At 48.9% G+C, this 16,350-nt stretch carries 22 protein-coding genes; all 22 read left to right on the top strand.

From position 1 onward, the window contains the following. Nucleotides 1–219 precede the first annotated feature (219 nt). Nucleotides 220–705, top strand: a complete 486-nt coding sequence (locus QVP40_RS02215; RefSeq protein ID WP_287575267.1) for a PTS sugar transporter subunit IIA — start codon at nt 220–222, stop codon at nt 703–705. A gap of 140 nt (nt 706–845) precedes the next feature. Then, nucleotides 846–1,076, top strand: coding sequence for a hypothetical protein (locus QVP40_RS02210; RefSeq protein ID WP_288200210.1), 231 nt, complete (start codon nt 846–848; stop codon nt 1,074–1,076). A 200-nt stretch (nt 1,077–1,276) separates the two neighbouring features. Beyond that, a complete protein-coding gene (locus tag QVP40_RS02205) occupies nt 1,277–1,546 on the top strand; it encodes an AtpZ/AtpI family protein (protein ID WP_288200209.1) in 270 nt (89 codons plus the stop codon). A gap of 94 nt (nt 1,547–1,640) precedes the next feature. Then, nucleotides 1,641–2,048 carry a hypothetical protein gene (locus QVP40_RS02200; RefSeq protein WP_022066871.1) on the top strand — a complete coding sequence of 136 codons (408 nt, stop codon included), beginning with the start codon at nt 1,641–1,643 and terminating at the stop codon, nt 2,046–2,048. 79 nt (nt 2,049–2,127) lie between these two features. Beyond that, nucleotides 2,128–2,889: a F0F1 ATP synthase subunit A gene (locus tag QVP40_RS02195; protein ID WP_022066870.1), complete on the top strand. Its 762-nt coding sequence runs from the start codon at nt 2,128–2,130 to the stop codon at nt 2,887–2,889. Between the two features lie 35 nt (nt 2,890–2,924). Beyond that, complete coding sequence (gene atpE / locus QVP40_RS02190) at nt 2,925–3,206, top strand: ATP synthase F0 subunit C (RefSeq protein WP_138271463.1); 282 nt, start codon at nt 2,925–2,927, stop codon at nt 3,204–3,206. Between the two features lie 31 nt (nt 3,207–3,237). Continuing rightward, the gene (gene atpF / locus QVP40_RS02185) at nt 3,238–3,741 is read left to right on the top strand and encodes a F0F1 ATP synthase subunit B (RefSeq protein ID WP_022066868.1); all 504 of its coding nucleotides are present in this window, start codon (nt 3,238–3,240) and stop codon (nt 3,739–3,741) included. Continuing rightward, complete coding sequence (atpH, locus tag QVP40_RS02180) at nt 3,738–4,277, top strand: ATP synthase F1 subunit delta (RefSeq protein ID WP_022066867.1); 540 nt, start codon at nt 3,738–3,740, stop codon at nt 4,275–4,277. Before atpF ends, atpH begins: the two co-directional genes overlap by 4 nt. Before the next feature lie 16 nt (nt 4,278–4,293). Continuing rightward, the gene (gene atpA / locus QVP40_RS02175; RefSeq protein ID WP_022066866.1) at nt 4,294–5,826 is read left to right on the top strand and encodes a F0F1 ATP synthase subunit alpha; all 1,533 of its coding nucleotides are present in this window, start codon (nt 4,294–4,296) and stop codon (nt 5,824–5,826) included. A 12-nt stretch (nt 5,827–5,838) separates the two neighbouring features. Continuing rightward, a complete protein-coding gene (gene atpG, locus QVP40_RS02170) occupies nt 5,839–6,699 on the top strand; it encodes an ATP synthase F1 subunit gamma (RefSeq protein ID WP_022066865.1) in 861 nt (286 codons plus the stop codon). A gap of 57 nt (nt 6,700–6,756) precedes the next feature. Beyond that, the gene (gene atpD / locus QVP40_RS02165) at nt 6,757–8,151 is read left to right on the top strand and encodes a F0F1 ATP synthase subunit beta (RefSeq protein ID WP_022066864.1); all 1,395 of its coding nucleotides are present in this window, start codon (nt 6,757–6,759) and stop codon (nt 8,149–8,151) included. A 12-nt stretch (nt 8,152–8,163) separates the two neighbouring features. Next, a complete protein-coding gene (atpC, locus tag QVP40_RS02160) occupies nt 8,164–8,565 on the top strand; it encodes an ATP synthase F1 subunit epsilon (RefSeq protein WP_022066863.1) in 402 nt (133 codons plus the stop codon). Between the two features lie 744 nt (nt 8,566–9,309). After that, nucleotides 9,310–9,738, top strand: coding sequence for a 50S ribosomal protein L13 (gene rplM / locus QVP40_RS02155; RefSeq protein ID WP_022066862.1), 429 nt, complete (start codon nt 9,310–9,312; stop codon nt 9,736–9,738). A gap of 17 nt (nt 9,739–9,755) precedes the next feature. Next, nucleotides 9,756–10,148, top strand: a complete 393-nt coding sequence (gene rpsI, locus QVP40_RS02150) for a 30S ribosomal protein S9 (RefSeq protein ID WP_022066861.1) — start codon at nt 9,756–9,758, stop codon at nt 10,146–10,148. 443 nt (nt 10,149–10,591) lie between these two features. Further along, nucleotides 10,592–11,413, top strand: a complete 822-nt coding sequence (locus QVP40_RS02145) for a ParA family protein (RefSeq protein WP_002576359.1) — start codon at nt 10,592–10,594, stop codon at nt 11,411–11,413. Beyond that, nucleotides 11,370–12,296 carry a ParB/RepB/Spo0J family partition protein gene (locus QVP40_RS02140; protein ID WP_002576358.1) on the top strand — a complete coding sequence of 309 codons (927 nt, stop codon included), beginning with the start codon at nt 11,370–11,372 and terminating at the stop codon, nt 12,294–12,296. Before QVP40_RS02145 ends, QVP40_RS02140 begins: the two co-directional genes overlap by 44 nt. A gap of 12 nt (nt 12,297–12,308) precedes the next feature. Then, nucleotides 12,309–12,584 (top strand): DUF5720 family protein, encoded by a 276-nt coding sequence (locus QVP40_RS02135; RefSeq protein ID WP_002576357.1) that lies wholly within the window; start codon nt 12,309–12,311, stop codon nt 12,582–12,584. A 288-nt stretch (nt 12,585–12,872) separates the two neighbouring features. Next, nucleotides 12,873–13,766: a DUF6017 domain-containing protein gene (locus QVP40_RS02125; protein WP_002576355.1), complete on the top strand. Its 894-nt coding sequence runs from the start codon at nt 12,873–12,875 to the stop codon at nt 13,764–13,766. A gap of 48 nt (nt 13,767–13,814) precedes the next feature. Continuing rightward, on the top strand, nt 13,815–14,177 hold the full coding sequence (locus tag QVP40_RS02120; protein WP_002576354.1) for a DUF7768 domain-containing protein: 363 nt from the start codon (nt 13,815–13,817) through the stop codon (nt 14,175–14,177). After that, nucleotides 14,170–14,481, top strand: a complete 312-nt coding sequence (locus QVP40_RS02115) for a DUF5720 family protein (RefSeq protein WP_002576353.1) — start codon at nt 14,170–14,172, stop codon at nt 14,479–14,481. The genes QVP40_RS02120 and QVP40_RS02115 overlap by 8 nt, the downstream gene beginning before the upstream one ends. 101 nt (nt 14,482–14,582) lie before the next feature. Further along, nucleotides 14,583–15,083 (top strand): PcfB family protein, encoded by a 501-nt coding sequence (locus QVP40_RS02110; protein WP_002576352.1) that lies wholly within the window; start codon nt 14,583–14,585, stop codon nt 15,081–15,083. A 2-nt stretch (nt 15,084–15,085) separates the two neighbouring features. Further along, the coding region (locus QVP40_RS02105) for a VirD4-like conjugal transfer protein, CD1115 family (RefSeq protein WP_288200211.1) at nt 15,086–16,350 on the top strand (1,265 nt) is incomplete at its 3' end.

The raw sequence follows: 16,350 nt of genomic DNA, 5'->3' as shown, positions 1-16,350 counted from the left end.
ATTGCAGATTATATTGAAATAAGCTGTAAAGATATGTTAGGATAAGAAAAGTAATAACTGTTTACAGGTAATATTTCTCCGGGTGTTCAGATGTGTTTTCTGCCAAAATTCCGGCACACACGGAACAGAATGCTGTCAGCGGATATAAGCCGGAAGGTATTTGGCAGGATCACCGGAAATGAAGTAGACAGTGGCAAAAAAGAAAGAGAGGATACGATCATGTTTAAAGGATTATTTGGTAAAAAAGAAAAAAACAATAAGCTTTATGCACCGTTAAAGGGCGAGGCAGTGCTTCTGGAAAATATTGAGGATCCGATGTTTGCTCAGAAGATCCTGGGTGACGGAATTGCTATCGAGCCATCTGAAGGAAAGGTATACAGCCCGGCAGACGGAACAGTATCCATGATCGCAGATACAAAACATGCAATCGGCATCAACACACAGGACGGTCTGGAGCTTCTGATCCACATCGGAATGGACACTGTTGCCCTGAAGGGAGAGGGATATACTCCAAAGGTAGAAGCCGGAGCTTCTGTAAAAAAAGGAGATCTTCTGATGGAATTTGATATGGATTTCATTAAAGAAAAAGGCTACAGCTGTGTAACTCCTATGATCATCACAAACATGGATGATATCAAAGGCGTAACTCCTCACGCAGGCGCTGCAGTACCAGGAGAAACCGTTGTTGTAGAATACGAAAAATAAACAGAAAGCTGTGTTTAAAAAATTTATCACGCAGGAAAGAATCCCGGAGAGTCTGAGCATACAGATTTTCCGGGATTTTTCTATATAAAAACGGATCAGTATATCTGTATGTGCAGGAGAGAATACGGGCGGCTGTACTCTTGACAGAAGGCAGGCATGGATTGCCGGAATATTGGGCGTGGATTGCAGGAAGACTGGAGAGTATTGCCGGAATATTGGGCGGGAATTTCTCTGACGGAAAATCTGCGGAGAGAACTTCAGATGAATATCCGGGAGAAGTGGATGCCGAAGCATTGGAAACTTTTCAGATAAATGACTGGAAACGATATTTTGCTAAAACTAAAGTCAGATACATATTCAGTCGAATATGAACGATAATGTGATGTTTTTATAGGAATCATGGCGAAAAACAACAAAAAGTTTGAAATATTTACATATTTTTTCTGGAGGGAGAATGAAAAAGTCGTTAATATATACAATAAAAAGTTGTATTTTTTATACAATTATGATAAAATATCCACAATGTTACTGGCGCGGGTGTACTGATGAATGTGATGAGGAGAACGAAGTTGTGAAAAATTGGGCTGATATGCTGAAAAATATTACTATGCTCACGCAGTTTGGTCTGTCCTTTGTGACACCTGTATTTTTGTGCCTGGCTTTGTGCTGGTGGCTGAACATTCATATGGGGGTGGGGGCATGGGTTTATATTCCGGGCTTCTTTTTTGGCCTGGGTGGTTCGTTTATGGTAGCCTACAAGCTTTACCTGAAGATCATGGAAGACCAGAAAAAGGAAGATAAGAAAAAACATAAAAAAGTGTCTTTTAACAGGCATATGTAAATACATCGAATCCGGGCGCAGATACGCAGCCTGAAAGAAAAGATATATTTAACTGTACAGAACATGTATTTAATAACAGAAGGGAAGATATAATATGTTTGGTGAAATTCAGCCGGCAGTAAAAAAAGAAACAAAAAAAGTGATCATTTATACACTTACAGGAATTGTCCTTATGTGGATCGTATTTGCTGTTCTTCATGGCACGATGCCGGAGAAGGTACCGTTTGATTACACAGTGATCCTCGGAGGCCTGGGAGGCGGAGCAGTGGCTGTTCTGAACTTTTTTCTTATGGGACTTACCGTACAGAAGGCTGCAGCCTGTGAAGACGAGGGATCTGCCCGCATGAGACTGAAAGCCAGCTATTCTCAGAGAATGCTTCTTCAGCTGGGCTGGGGCATAGCCGCTATTATTGCTCCCTGTTTTCAGTTTGCTGCAGGACTTTTACCGCTTCTGTTCCCTTCCATGGGGATCAAGCTGAATGCGATTTTTAAGAAAAAATAGGATGAAATACTGACTGTAAATAACTCGCAGCAGTTTTCCATAGTATTTAAAAATAAAAAGACGGGAGGTGGAAGCGTACATGGAACTGGACATATCCGGAGCAAAGGTCTATTTTACCATTCCGACGGAAATCCCCATTCTGGGAGATATTCAGATCAGCGAGACAATGATCGCAAGCTGGATCGTTATGATCCTGATCACAGGACTTTGTATCTGGCTGACCCATGATCTGAAGGTGGAGAATATTTCCAAGCGGCAGGCGCTGGCAGAAATGATCGTGGAACAGGCGAATAAATTTGTGGTTGGAAACATGGGAGAAAAATTCCGCCATCTGATTCCTTTTGTAGCGGCTCTGTTTGCCACAAGCATTGTATCCAATCTGATCAGTCTGATCGGGCTGCGAAGCCCTACGGCAGACTTGTCCACTGAGGCAGCCTGGGCAGTTGTAGTATTTATCATGATCACTGCTCAGAAGATCAAAACAGGCGGTGTGGGCGGATATCTGAAGGGATTTACAACACCTATTGCCATTATGACGCCGTTTAATGTTCTTTCTGAGCTGGCTACGCCTATCAGCATGGCATGCCGACATTTTGGAAACATTCTTTCCGGTGTGGTTATCAACGGACTGATCTACGGAGCACTGGCAGTTGCCAGCTCGGCACTTCTGGGACTTCTTCCAGGTATTGTAGGAGATGTTCTGGCAAAAATCCCCATTCTTGATGTGGGTATTCCTGCAGTTCTGTCTGTTTACTTTGACTGGTTCTCAGGCTTTATGCAGGCGTTTATATTCTGCATGCTGACGGTTATGTACATTGCCAATGCAGCAGAAGAATCATAGGAATCATAAAAAATTAAAATAACAGGAGGGTTTGTATTATGGATTTTCAGATTTTAGCAAAAGGTATTGCACTTGCAGGATGCGCAATTGGAGCAGGATGCGCGCTTATTGCAGGTATCGGACCTGGTATCGGTGAAGGTAACGCTGTGGCAAAGGCACTTGAGGCTATCGGACGTCAGCCGGAATGTAAAGGAGACGTAACTTCTACGATGCTTCTTGGTTGTGCCATTGCAGAGACAACCGGTATTTATGGTTTTGTTACAGGTCTGTTGCTGATCTTTGTAGCACCTGGCATGTTCATGAATTTCCTGGGATAACAGTCGGGTATAAGAACAGGAGGTTAAATTTATGCAGGTACAGGAATTAGTCGGAATTGTGCCCTGGACCTTTATTGCACAGATCTGCAATCTTTTTTTACAGGTGTATCTGATCAAAAGGTTTTTGTTTAAACCGATCAATAATATGCTGGCAAAACGTAAAGAACTGGCAGATGCTCAGATTCAGGAGGCGGTAAAAGCAAAAGAAGAGGCCGAGACTATGAAGTCTGAGTATGAGCAGGGAATACGTGATGCCAGAAATAAAGCCAATGAGATCGTGGCGGCGGCTCAGAAGACAGCTGCAGTTCAGAGTGAGGAGCTTCTGAAAGAGGCGGCAAGTCAGGCGGCAGCCATGAAAGCCAAGGCAGAATCAGATATTGCGCAGGAAAAGCGAAAAGCAGTCAATGAGATCAAGGATGAAATTGGCGGCATGGCAATGGAGATAGCAGGTAAGGTGATCGAGAGAGAGATTTCTGAAGAAGATCACGCGAAACTCATTGATGATTTTATTGCGAATGTGGGTGAGACATCATGACACAGACTGCCAGAATGTACGGCGGCAGCCTGTATGAGCTTGCTGTCGAAGAACAGCTTGTGGAAGCCATAGGCGGGCAGATGGAAGAAATCCGGCAGATTTTTCATGAAAATGCGGATTACATGAAGCTTTTAAGCGAACCGTCTATTCCCTGGGAGGAAAGGACAAAGCTTATAGATGAGGCTTTTGGCTCACAGGCACAGAAATATTTGGTGAATTTTATAAAGCTTTTATGTGAGAGAAATATTCTCAGAGAATATGGAAGCTGCTGCGAGGAATTCCGGAGACGTTATAATGCGGATCATGGAATCGCTGAGGCAGTGGTCACAGGCGCAGTGGCTTTAAATGACTCTCAGATGGAAGCGTTGAAACAGAAACTGGAAAAGATCAGCGGCAAAAAAGTATCTTTACTTCAGAAGAAAGATCCTTCTGTAGTTGCGGGACTTCGCGTGGAGCTGGAAGGAAAGCTTCTGGATGGCACAGTCCAGAGCCGTTTGTCCGGTCTTTCCAGAAAACTTGACGAAATAATTGTTTAAAGGATGGTATGGAAACATGCAATTAAAACCTGAAGAGATATCCAGGGTCATCCGCAGTCAGATCAAATATTACGAGAACACTATCAAACAGGATGAAACCGGTACAGTTCTGCTGGTAGGCGATGGAATTGCCAGAGCCAGCGGCCTTGTGAACTGTATGGCAGGAGAGCTTCTGGAATTTGAGGACGGAAGCTACGGCATGGCGCAGAACCTGGAAGAAAACAGTGTGTCGATTGTATTATTTGGCTCCGGGGAGAGCATTGGTGAAGGCCAGACAGTGAAACGTACCGGAAAGGTAGTGTCGGTTCCGGTGGGAGACGCCATGATCGGCCGCGTGGTCAATGCTCTGGGACAGCCTATTGACGGAGCGGGACCTGTTGTAACAGAAGAATTTCGGGCTATTGAAAGTCCGGCGCCGGGAATCTGCGAAAGACGTTCTGTACATGAACCTCTGCAGACAGGAATTAAGGCCATCGATTCCATGATTCCTATTGGAAGAGGCCAGAGAGAGCTGATCATCGGCGACCGTCAGACCGGAAAAACAACGCTGGCAGTAGATACGATCATTAACCAGAAAGGCAAGGACATGATCTGTATCTATGTTGCCATCGGACAGAAGAGATCCACAGTGGCTTCTCTGGTAGAAACACTTACCAGAAACGGAGCAATGGAATACACCATGGTAGTGGCGGCGACTGCTTCCGAGGCAAGCCCGCTGCAGTATATTGCGCCTTATTCCGGATGCGCAATGGGCGAGTATTTTATGAATAAAGGAAAGCATGTGCTGATCATTTACGATGATCTGAGTAAACATGCGGTTGCATATCGTGCGCTTTCTCTTCTGATACGCCGTCCGCCGGGACGTGAGGCTTATCCGGGAGATGTATTTTACCTTCATTCCAGACTTCTGGAACGTGCTGCAAAGCTGGATGACGAACATGGCGGCGGTTCCCTGACCGCGCTTCCGATTATTGAGACTCAGGCCGGAGATGTATCTGCATATATTCCCACCAATGTAATTTCTATTACAGACGGACAGATATTCCTGGAAACAGAACTTTTCCATTCCGGTGTTATGCCGGCTGTAAACCCGGGTATTTCCGTATCACGAGTTGGCGGAAACGCGCAGATAAAAGCAATGAAAAAGGTTGCCGGAACTCTGAAGCTGATCTATTCTCAGTATCGTGAGCTGCAGAGCTTTGCTCAGTTTGGCTCTGATCTGGATGCGGATACAAAGGCTCGTCTGGAGCAGGGAGCACGTATTGTAGAAGTTTTGAAGCAGGATCAGAACGAGCCGGTTCCTGTAGAAAAACAGGTAGCGATTCTGTATGCGGTAATCAACGGAGTCCTCACAGACATAAAAACCGAAGACGTGCGTCAGTATGAGAAAAAGCTGTACAGCTTCCTGGATTCGGATGCAGACGGAGCAGCGGCAATGCAGGAGATCCGCAGCACAGGAAAGCTGGAAAAAGAAACAGAAGAAAAATTAAAAAAAGCTCTGGAAAACTTCACAGGAGATTTTCTGGAAACGGAAGCTGCAAAACAGTAAGGAGGAGACAGTATGGCTGCAAACATGAAAGCGGTAAAGCTGCGCATCAAAAGTGTACAGAGTACCATGCAGATTACCAAGGCAATGGAACTTGTAGCATCCTCCAAGCTGCGTAAGGCCAAGGAGCGGGCTGAAGTCTGCAGACCGTATTTTCGCACTCTGCACAGTACACTGAAGGATATTGCTGTAAATAATACAGATTTCAGTTCTGTGTACGCGGCAGAGGCCAGAAGCGAAAAATTCTGTTATGTAGTGATTGCCGGTGACCGCGGTCTGGCCGGAGGCTATAATGCCAATCTGTTCAAACGTATGGAAGAAGACAGCGCCGGACGGGATTACATGGTTCTGCCTGTAGGAAAAAAGGCTGTAGAATATTTTAACCGCAGGAAGATTGAAATCGTTACGGAAGAATTTGGAGAAATCGCAGATATTTCTGTCGGGGACTGTTTTCAAATCGCAAATATTCTCTGCAGAAAATTCCGGGAGGGAGAATTTGGTCACATAGAGCTTTGCTATACCAGCTTTGTGTCCATGCTTTCACAGCAGCCGGATGTGTTTTCTGTGCTTCCTCTGACAGATCTTAAAAATGAATCAGAGGAAAAAAATTCTGTAACAAGAAATCTGATACTTTATGAGCCGGGCAGTACGGAGGTGTTTGATGCCATTGTTCCGGAATATCTGGCAGGGCTGATCTACGGAGGCGTGTGCGACAGTCTGGCAAGTGAGCTGGCAGCCAGACGTACAGCCATGGATGCGGCAACAAAAAATGCAGGAGAAATGATCGATCAGCTGAACCTGTTTTATAACCGCGCCCGTCAGGCAAGTATCACTCAGGAGATCACGGAGATCGTTGCAGGCGCGGAAGGACTGTAAAGCTGACTGCAGACAGTAATGTTTCGGATGATAACAAAAAATAGAGGAGATTCATAAATGAGCGAGAAACACGTTGGCGAAGTTGTGCAGGTCATCGGTCCGGTTCTGGACATCCGCTTTGCGCACGATGAACTGCCGGCACTTCTCAATGCCATTGAAGTTGATAATAAAGGCGCAAAGCTGATCGTGGAAGTGGCTCAGCAGATAGGTGATAATACAGTCCGCTGTATTGCCATGAGTTCCACAGACGGTCTGGTGCGGGGGATGAAGGCCGTAGACACCGGAGGTCCTATAACCGTTCCGGTAGGAGAAGAATGTCTGGGCCGTGTGTTTAATCTTCTGGGCGAGCCGGTGGACAACCGTCCGGAACCGGAGATTAAGGAACGCTGGGCAATTCACCGTCCGGCTCCGTCTTACGAGGAGCAGACTCCGGCTACAGAGATACTGGAAACGGGAATCAAGGTAGTCGATCTGATCTGTCCTTATGCAAAAGGTGGAAAAATTGGCCTGTTCGGCGGCGCAGGTGTGGGAAAAACCGTTCTGATCATGGAGCTGATTCACAATGTTGCCACTGCTCACGGAGGACTTTCCGTATTTACAGGTGTTGGCGAGCGTACCCGTGAGGGAAACGACCTTTACAATGAAATGCAGGAAAGCGGAGTTATTGATAAAACAGCCCTGGTTTACGGACAGATGAACGAACCGCCGGGAGCCCGTATGCGTGTAGGTCTTTCCGGGCTTACCATGGCAGAGTATTTCCGTGATGTAAAAAATCAGGACGTACTTTTGTTCATTGATAATATTTTCCGTTTTACCCAGGCCGGATCAGAGGTTTCCGCCCTGCTTGGACGTATGCCGTCAGCAGTAGGCTATCAGCCTACACTGGCTACTGAAATGGGCGCTTTGCAGGAGCGTATTACATCTACCCGCAAAGGTTCCATTACTTCTGTACAGGCTGTTTACGTGCCTGCGGATGACCTGACAGACCCGGCTCCGGCAACTACGTTCTCTCATCTGGATGCGACTACAGTACTTTCCCGTGATATTGCCAGTCAGGGTATATATCCGGCAGTAGATCCGCTGGAATCCAGCAGCCGTATTCTTTCACCGGAGGTGGTGGGAACAGAACATTATGAAATTGCCCGCCGCGTGCAGCAGGTTCTGCAGCGATATAAAGAACTTCAGGATATTATCGCTATCATGGGTATGGATGAGCTTTCCGAGGAAGACAAGCTTTCTGTAAACCGCGCGCGAAAAATCCAGAGATTCCTGTCTCAGAGCTTCTCTGTGGCAGAACAGTTTACCGGTATGCCCGGACAGTATGTTCCTCTGAAGGAAACCCTGAGAGGATTCAGAATGATCCTGGACGGAGACTGTGATGATGTTCCGGAAAGCTGTTTCCTGTTCTCCGGTACTATTGACGAAGTTTTTGAAAAAGCAAAGAAACAGTAAAGGAGGCCGTTTATGAGCACCTTTCCATTGCAGATCGGAACACCGGATGGTCTTTTGTTTGAGGGAGATGTGGCCCGTGTCGTGTGCAGAAGCATTACAGGTGATCTGGCAATTCTTGCCGGGCACTGTAATTTCTGTACAGCTCTTGGCATGGGAGAAGCCCATGTAGTCATGGAGGACGGCACCAGACGGGAGGCAGCCTGCATTGGCGGGATGCTTTCTGTGATAGACGGTAAGTGCAGTCTTCTGGCAACTACATGGGAGTGGAAGGAAGATATTGACAAAGCCAGAGCAGATGCGGCAAAGACCCGGGCAGAGGCAGTACTGGAGCGTACAGGCCTGACTGATCAGGAGTATAAAAACGCAAAGGCAAAACTTCAAAGGGCCCTGGTGCGGCTCAGCGTCAGGCAGTAATAAAGAAATCAGGGGGATATCAGAGAGTAATAAATACAGGTTCTGATAAAAAAGAATTATTTTAAATCATATTATGCCATAACGGAGCAAAATGAGCTGCCGCATCGATCAGAGATGCGGCAGCTGTGCGTTTCATTTCTTTTTCTATTTCGCTTAAAAATATGGAAAAAAATGTTGACAGAACATAAAGTGTATAGTACAATCCCATCTTTGACAGTTGAGGAAATAAAAAAACGCTACAACCCGCAGTTTATAAGGGTTACAGCATTTTGTGACCTTGTTTTAATGTATAGTAATGTGTAATTATAGCCAAGATACAGGCTTTGAGATGGTTTTGATAATATCATAAATGTAAATCCTATAAAAGTAAAGAGGAAACAGACATTACTATAAAGCAAAACAAAATATTTGACAACACGATTCCTTATTTTATAAGGCTTAGTAAGGGATTATTTATTTTACAACTGTCAAACTCCCGAGATGCGGCAGCTGCGCGTTCCGTTTCTTTTTCTATTTCGCTTAAAAATATGGAAAAAAATGTTGACAGAACATAAAGTGTATAGTACAATTACTCAATGTGACATAGTGCGATAACTCCTGAGCCAAAGCCCCGGCAAAGGCGTTTTATCAGCGGTTTCGGACATTTCCGCGATTATTTTGCACTGATCACCAGGAATTATTTATTATCGCGGGATACCGCGGTCAGACAAATTAAATCGTTGATAATTAACAGGAGGTAAAACCATGCAGACTTATATGGCTAATCCAGATAAAATCGAGAGAAAATGGTATGTAGTTGACGCAGAAGGCTGTACACTGGGCCGTCTGGCATCTGGTGTTGCAAGTGTATTAAGAGGTAAAAACAAACCTCAGTTTACACCGCATGTAGATACAGGTGATTATGTGATCATCGTAAACGCTGACAAGATCAAAGTAACAGGAAAGAAAATGGATCAGAAGATCTACTATCACCACTCTGATTATGTAGGCGGAATGAAAGAGACCACATTAAAAGAAATGATGGCTAAGAAACCGGAAAAGGTTATTGAGCTGGCTGTTAAAGGTATGCTTCCAAAGGGACCTCTGGGAAGAACCATGTACAAGAAACTTTTCGTTTATGCCGGACCGGAGCACAAACATGAGGCTCAGAAACCGGAAGTCTTAACATTTTAATGAGGAGGTAAGAGACATTGGCTAGCGCAAAATTCTACGGAACAGGAAGAAGAAAAAAATCAATCGCAAGAGTTTACCTTACACCTGGTACAGGCAAAATCACAATCAATAAAAGAGATATCGACGAGTATTTCGGTCTTGAAACACTGAAAGTTATCGTTCGTCAGCCACTGGCTGCTACAGAGACAGAGGGCAAATTTGATGTTCTCGTTAATGTAAAAGGCGGCGGATACACAGGACAGGCTGGTGCTATCAGACACGGCGTTGCAAGAGCACTGCTTCAGGCAGACGCTGAGTACAGACCAGTTCTGAAAGCTGCTGGATTCCTTACACGTGATCCACGTATGAAAGAGCGTAAAAAGTACGGCCTCAAGGCTGCCCGTCGCGCTCCGCAGTTCAGCAAGCGCTAAACTTTATCAAAAGTGGTCAAAAACCCCGGAACTACGCGGTTTCCGGGGTTTTTCCTTTTCAAATGGTTTGACGCAATTTGACAGAACGAAGCCTCTTTTAACCCGTTTTCTATGGGTTAAATGGTGGACAACCACCCCAAAAAGAGGGCTTATGGGTTAAAAAATAGGACAACCGAGACGCGATTTTGGGATGCCAAGGGGATGTTTATTTATACATCTCCAAGAGACCTTTTTCGTGAAAACGGTTTGTCTGAATTTGACCTAATTTGAACAAAAGAGAATAAATCTAATCGCCAAGCGCTCAGTATTTTCTACTGGGCGCTTTTTGCGTTTCCGGGGAATTTCATTCCGGGATAAGAAAAGGCCGTCACTTTCAATTTTTGAAGTGGCGGCTTTTTCTATTTCCAGAAGCCATAGAACAATTCAGAAATGAGGTGAAGTCATTGAACACGCAAATCATCGCCATCGCCAACCAGAAAGGCGGCGTTGGCAAGACAACCACCTGCGCGAACCTGGGGATTGGGCTGGCGCAGGCCGGAAAGAAAGTGCTGCTGATCGACGGGGACCCGCAAGGCAGCCTGACCATCAGCCTGGGCCACCCCCAGCCGGACAAGCTGCCCTTTACCCTGTCCGACGCGATGGGCCGTATCCTGATGGACGAGCCGCTGCGCCCCGGCGAGGGTATCCTGCACCACCCGGAGGGCGTTGACCTGATGCCCGCAGACATCCAGCTCTCCGGCATGGAGGTCTCCCTGGTGAACGCCATGAGCCGAGAGACCATCCTGCGGCAGTATCTGGACACGCTCAAGGGACAGTATTCCCATATCCTGATTGACTGCCAGCCATCCCTGGGTATGCTCACGGTCAACGCCCTGGCCGCCGCCAACAGGGTCATAATCCCCGTTCAGGCGGAGTACCTGCCCGCCAAGGGCCTGGAACAGCTGCTCCAGACCGTAAACAAGGTGAAGCGGCAGATCAACCCCAAGCTCCAGATCGACGGCATATTGCTGACGATGGTGGACAACCGCACCAACTTCGCCAAGGAGATTGCCGCCCTGCTGCGGGAGACCTATGGCAGCAAAATCAAGGTGTTCGGCACCGAGATTCCCCATTCTGTCCGGGCAAAGGAGATCAGCGCCGAGGGCAAAAGCATTTTTGCCCATGACCCTAATGGCAAGGTGGCCGAGGGCTATAAGAATCTGACCAAGGAGGTGATAAAACTTGAAAAGCAGCGCGAAAAAAGTAGAGCTGGCTCCATACGATGATTTGTTTTCCACCGAGGAAAGCCGCCAGGATGCCAAGCTGGAGAAGATACAGGAAATTCCGCTGTCTGAGCTGCACCCATTTAAGGGGCATCCCTTCAAAGTCAAGGATGACGAGGCCATGATGGAGACCGCCGACAGCGTTCGGCAGTATGGTGTTCTGGTTCCGGCGATCGCCCGCCCGGACCCGGAGGGCGGCTATGAGCTGGTTGCCGGTCACAGGCGGCACCGGGCCAGTGAGCTGGCCGAGAAAGAAACCATGCCTGTCATTGTCCGAGACCTGGACGATGATGCTGCCACTATCATCATGGTGGACAGCAACTTACAACGTGAAAGCCTGCTCCCCAGCGAAAGGGCCTTTGCTTACAAGATGAAGCTGGAGGCTATGAAACACCAAGGCGCACGGGGGGACTTAACTTCGTCCCAACTTGGGACGAAGTTGCGTGCAGATGAATTGTTGGCGCAGCAGGCTGGTTCGAGTAGGAACCAGGTGCAGCGCTATATCCGCCTGACGGAGCTGATTCCCGAACTGCTGGATATGGTCGATGAAAAGAAAATCGCCCTCAATCCGGCTTATGAGCTGTCCTTTCTCAAAAAAGAAGAACAGCGGGATTTGCTGGACGCGATGGACAGCGAACAGGCTACCCCCTCTCTCTCCCAGGCTCAGCGACTCAAGAAATACAGCCAGGAGGGACATCTGACCCTCGATATGATGCGCGTCATCATGGGTGAGGAAAAGAAAAGTGATCTCGACAAAGTGACTTTCACCTCCGACACCCTGCGGAAGTATTTCCCCAAAAGCTATACGCCCCAGCGGATGCAGGAAACCATTATCAAACTGCTGGAGGCGTGGCAGAAGAAGCGCCAGAGAGACCAGGAACGATGAAAGGAGCCGCCTATGAGGGATATTTCAGCCCGTGAGCTGAAAGGACACAATATCTTGGCCGTAGAGCGTTTTCAGGACAGCACCCGCTGGATGATCGAGTTTTCCGTTCAGCGCCCTTGTTCCTACGGCTGCCCCGGCGATGATATGCGGCTGTTTCTTACGGAGGACGGGTATCAGGCCGCCCTCGTAAGCCAGAAGCGTCGGGAAATCAAAATCAAGCGGTATGCCCGTGTGATCGAGGGCCATGTGCTCGACTTCAAACCGGACAAGCGCCGCCGCCACCCGTAAACTCATTATCACTACGAAAGGAAAGGAATGAATATGTGTACTGTCCAGAGCATCAAAGATGCCATCCGGGAAAGTTGCCAGTCCCAGTATGATATGGAATCCACCGACATTGACCGGGTTTTGCAGACCCTCCCGTTTTCGGAGCATGAGCCGATGTTCAGTCATCCGCCGAAGTACAAGCGTCCTTACCGGCCCTGGCAGAACAACAAAAACAGCTGAAAGCCACAGTCTTTTTCACGAAGGATTGTGGCTTTTTTCATGCCCTAAAATTAGAAAGGAGTGAAGTCAATGGCCGTTTTTCGCATTGAACGGACCAAAGATTATACCGTGATGAGCAATCATCACCTGCGGAACCACGAACTATCCCTCAAGGCAAAGGGGCTTCTTTCCATGATGTTATCCCTGCCTGATGACTGGAACTATACTACCCGTGGACTTGCGAAAATCTGCAAGGAGGGCGTTGATGCCATCGGCAGTGCGCTGCGGGAGTTGGAAACCGCCGGTTACATCGTGCGGAACCAGCTGCGGGACCAACAAGGCCGGATCAGCGACACCGAGTATGTGATTTATGAGAAACCCCAGCCCAGGCAGCCAGAAACGCCAAGGCCGGATACGGCTGTACCAGATACGGCTTCACCAGATACGGAAAACCCGTATCTGGATAAACCGGATACGGAAAAGCCCGCAGAATTAAATATAGAGAAACCAAATACTCAAAAACAAAATACTCATGGAGCAAGTACCGATTCCATTCCCTTCCGGGAAACAGCGGCAGCACAGCTGCCGGAACGGAAAGGAAGGGATGCGATGTCTGTCTCAGAGATAGAAAATTATCGGGAATTGATTCTGGAGAACATCGAGTATGACTATCTGTGCAGAGAGTTTTCGACCTACCGTGAGGACCTGGACGAGATTGTGGAGCTGATGGTGGAGACCGTTTGTGCCAAACGTAAAACCACTCGGATCGCTGGCAGCGACTTTCCCCATGAAGTCGTGCGCTCCCGGTTCTTGAAGCTGGATAGCGAGCATATCCGATTTGTCATGGACGGTATGCAGAAAAACACCACGGAGGTCCGCAATATGAAACAGTATTTGCTTGCAGTGCTGTTCAACGCGCCCACCACGATCAGCAATCACTACACCGTACAAGTCAATCACGATATGAACACAGGCGGCTGGTAAACAGCCGCTTTTCTGTTGCCCGGCAATACCGGGAGAAAGGATTTTGCCATGAAACGACCTCTTGCCTACATTACGGCTCCCTGGAGCAACAACCAGTATGAGAACGCCGAGAACGCTGCCACCTACTGCCGCCAGGTGTACGACGCCGGGTATTCGCCCATCTGCCCGGTTCTGTTCTTGTCCACCTTCCTCAAGGACGAGATTCCCCAGGAACACAAGGACGGGCTGGATATGGCGCGAGACTATCTGCGCCGGTCCCATGTGCTGGTGGTCTGCGGCCACGGCATCGACGAGACCGTGAAGAATGACATCGCCACCGCTGAGCGCCTGCGGATCACCGCTACCACCCTGGACGGTATCCTGACTGTGAAAGGCCAGGGACGCGGGAAAGGAGGTGCGCGCCATGCCTGAGCGTAAGACCGTGGGCCAGCTGATGGAGGAAATGCGGCTCAAGGCCGGGGCGCAGAACTACCACGGCCATGAGTACATGGATTTGGAGCGGTTTGCCGAGGACACCCGGCACATGATTATCTTCGATGTGCTGACCCACGATTCGCCGGTGGGCTGGAAAGGCGAACGGACCCGCCTGTTTCTGACGGAGGCCGGATACCAGAAAAGCCTGGAGAACCAGGAAAAGGGCCACATCAAGATTCTCAGCCATGCCAAGGTGCGCCAGGGACATCTGTACTATGACCGCTCCGATCAGCTGCGTTGAAAGGAGCCTGCCATGATGAAATACCTGCTGCGGCGGCTGGTGGTCCCGCCTTAGTATCAAGCGCCACCCCTGCAAAATCCGTGGAAAGGAGGCGATGACCTATGCAGGAGGAAGTGGAAAACAGGACTTTGACGCTGGTAGTCAGCGGAACAAAGTTTACCGGGCGGCTGTTTAAGGCCGCCATCACCAAGTACCTTGCCCACCGCAAGGAAAAGAAGCTGCAAAAGCAGAAAAGCCGGGATACCCCCGTGATTCCCCACGGCAAACAGACGGTGAAGCAGCTGATCGGCCAGAATCAGGGCGTTTCCAACATCGAGATCACCGACCCCTCCATCAAGGAGTTTGAAAAGATCGCCCGGAAATACGGCGTTGACTATGCGGTGAAGAAGGACCGCAGCAGCTCCCCGCCCAAGTACCTGATCTTTTTCAAAGGCCGCGATGCGGATGCCCTGACCGCTGCCTTTACCGAGTACACCGGCAAGAAGGTCAGAAAGGCGCAGAAAACAGAGCGTCCGTCCGTGCTGGCAAAGCTGAGCCAGTTCAAAGAGCTGGTGAAACACGCCGTTGTGGACCGGAACAAGCGGAAGGAGCTGGAACGATGAAGATGAAAAAGCAACTTGACATCAAAAAGCTCCTTTTGCTGAATATGCCCTATATCCTGATGGGGCTGTTCGCAACCAACTTCGGTGAAGGATGGCGGATGGCCGTGGGTGCGGACGCTTCGGCAAAAATGCTTTCGTTCTTCTCCACGCTGCCGGTGGCGCTGGCCAGCTGGTGGCCCAGCCTGCACCCTTTGGACCTGCTGGTGGGGCTGTGCTGCGGCGCTGGCCTGCGATTGGCCGTGTATCTCAAAAGCAAGAACGCCAAGAAGTACCGGCACGGTATGGAGTATGGCAGCGCCCGCTGGGGCACCCATGAGGACATCGCACCCTACATCGACCCGGTGTTCCAGAACAATGTGATTCTGACTAAAACCGAGAGCCTGACCATGAACAGCCGCCCCAAGGACCCCAAGACCGCCAGAAACAAAAATGTGCTGGTGATCGGTGGCTCCGGTTCCGGCAAGACCCGCTTCTGGCTGAAACCGAACCTGATGCAGATGCACAGCTCCTATGTGGTGACAGACCCAAAAGGCACCATCCTGGTGGAGTGCGGCAAAATGCTTCAGCGCGGCACACCCAAGCTGGGCAAGGACGGCAAGCCCATGAAGGATAAGCACGGCAAGGACATCTATGAGCCTTATCGGATCAAAGTCCTCAATACCATCAACTTCAAGAAGTCCATGCACTATAATCCCTTTGCCTACATCCACTCCGAAAAGGACATCTTGAAACTGGTCACGACGCTGATCGCCAACACCAAGGGCGAGGGCAAGGCCGGGGACGATTTTTGGGTTAAGGCCGAGACGCTTTTGTACTGCGCCCTCATTGGGTATATCCACTACGAGGCCCCGGTGGAGGAACAGAATTTCTCCACCCTCATCGAGTTCATCAACGCGATGGAGGTCCGGGAGGATGACGAGGAGTTCAAGAACCCCGTGGACCTGATGTTTGACGCGCTGGAGGCAGAGAAGCCCAACCACTTCGCCGTCCGTCAGTACAAAAAGTACAAGCTGGCTGCGGGCAAAACCGCAAAATCCATCCTGATTTCCTGCGGTGCGCGCCTTGCCGTGTTCGACATCGCGGAGCTGCGGGAGGTCACGGCCTACGACGAGCTGGAGCTGGATACCCTGGGAGACCGGAAAACCGCCTTGTTCTTGATTATGAGCGACACGGACGATAGCTTTAACTTCCTGATCTCCATGTGCTACACCCAGCTGTTCAATCTGCTCTGCGAAAAAGCGGACGATGTGTACGGCGGGCGGCTGCC

Source organism: Blautia sp. CAG:257, from assembly GCF_000433815.1.
Lineage (GTDB): Bacteria > Bacillota > Clostridia > Lachnospirales > Lachnospiraceae > Blautia_A > Blautia_A caecimuris.
The sequence above is the reverse complement of the archived record's forward strand: the minus strand, read 5'-3'. Positions and strand labels throughout refer to the sequence as shown.